Origin of the sequence: Clostridium porci (genome assembly GCF_009696375.1) — a bacterium.
Classification (GTDB): Bacteria; Bacillota; Clostridia; order Lachnospirales; family Lachnospiraceae; genus Enterocloster; species Enterocloster porci.
On the sequence record NZ_VUMD01000061.1, the window covers coordinates 1 to 1,713 of the forward strand.

Sequence of the window (1,713 nt, forward strand, 5' to 3'; positions counted from 1 at the left end):
AGGCGGCCGTATGGCTGCCTCTTCAGACTGTAGACAAAGTTGGTGCTGGGAGTTATCCCCAGCACCACTTTTCTGTAAATAGCCTCTGTTTTAATAAAAATCTTAAAAAACTCCAAGATTCTTTCATTTTAGATTCCCTGATTGCTAAAATTTTTGCCAGCTTTTTCAAATTCATACACGCAAACGTAAGCCCGGCTTTCATTTCCATCCGTGCTTTTCCTATGTATTGAGTGTAACGGAAACTATGTTGTTCTTTTGCTGTTCCGAAAAGTCGCTCAATCGTTTCCTTTCGTTGTTGATATATTTCTTTGTTACCTATTGTATGGCGAATATCTTCTGCTTTCTCCATGTATTCTTCCCATACATGTCTGGTAATGACTTTTACATGATCTTTACTTTCTGTGCATTGATGCAAGTATGGGCAACTACTACAGAACAATCCGCAACTCTTATATTCACGATATCCATCTCGATTTGTTGTACTGTATTTTAAAACCTGGTTTCCAGGACAGACGTAACAATCATAATACTCATCGTAGGCATACTCATATTTTTTGAAAAAACCTTCTTTCGTCATTGGTCGTTTGTACGGAAAAAGAGGTTGGATTCCATCCTCCAAGAGAAGATGGGCGATGGCAGGCGTTTTATAGCCGGCATCCATTATCATCATATCCGGTTTGAAATCTTTTATTTTCTCATACAATAGCGGGAATGTACGGCTATCATGTTCGTTTCCGGGATGAACAGTATATCCTAAAATCCAACCATGTTTATCACAAGCTGTTTCTACTGCATATGCAAAAACATGTTTATGTTCTCCTTTACGAAACCAGCCACTTTCCGGATCGCTGGTGCTGCACTTTTGTGTTTTTGCTCCTTCCGGAATCTGAGATTCTGTTTCATCTGCAAAACTTTCTCCTCCGCTTGCAGTTGGTGGTGGAGAATCATTTTTATCATTATCTTTCAAAGGTTTCTTCCCATGTGCCGCCCGGTCTTTCTGAATTTCTTCTTTTAATTCCTGCTCGTACCATAATGCCTGTTCATGTGCCACCCGTTTTCTCATCTTTTTACTATTTGCACATGCTTTCACATGTGTAGAATCCACAAAAATATGTTCTGTATCCACCAATTTGAATTTCATGCATTCTTCTAAAATCTTTGAAAAAATCTGTTCAAAAAGATCTGTATCTTTAAAACGACGTGTATAGTTCTTTCCAAACGTAGAAAAATGTGGTACGGGATCCAACATATCCAATCCAAGAAACCATCGATATGCAACATTTACTTCAATTTCTTTGATTGTTTGTCGCATACTTTTTATGCCATAAAGGTACTGAATAAAAGGAATTTTAATCAGCATAACTGGATCCATACTTGGACGTCCGTTATCAGGAGAATATTTTTCTTCAACAAGTTCATAAATGAAGTTCCAGTTAATCGCTTTGTCTATCAAGCGAAGCATATGGTTTTGAGGAACCATATCATCCATACAAAACATCTGTATTTGTTCTCTTTTTTTATCTGCATTTTTCGTCATCATAAGCACTACCTCCTGATACCCTAATTATATCATGAAGTGCTTGAAAAACCTTGGAAAATAAAGTTGATAACCGAACCATTTTTCTTGGTAAATCTATGGAAAAAAGTTAGAAATGTGGAAAACTTGATAAAAGAAAAACCCGGACTTCTGTCCGGGACTTTGTCTACAGTCTG

The 1,713-nt window shown here is 37.4% G+C and carries 1 protein-coding gene; it reads right to left on the reverse strand.

Going from position 1 to position 1,713, the window contains the following annotated elements; all coding sequences use genetic code 11:
- Positions 1 to 52: 52 nt before the first annotated feature.
- Positions 53 to 1,540, reverse strand: a complete 1,488-nt coding sequence (locus tag FYJ39_RS20340; protein ID WP_154474118.1) for an IS1182 family transposase — start codon at positions 1,538 to 1,540, stop codon at positions 53 to 55.
- Positions 1,541 to 1,713 lie beyond the last annotated feature (173 nt).

Coding starts and splice junctions, on each gene's coding strand:
- FYJ39_RS20340 (WP_154474118.1), bottom strand. CDS start 1,540: ATGATGACGAAAAATGCAGATAAAAAAAGAGAACAAATACAGATGTTT.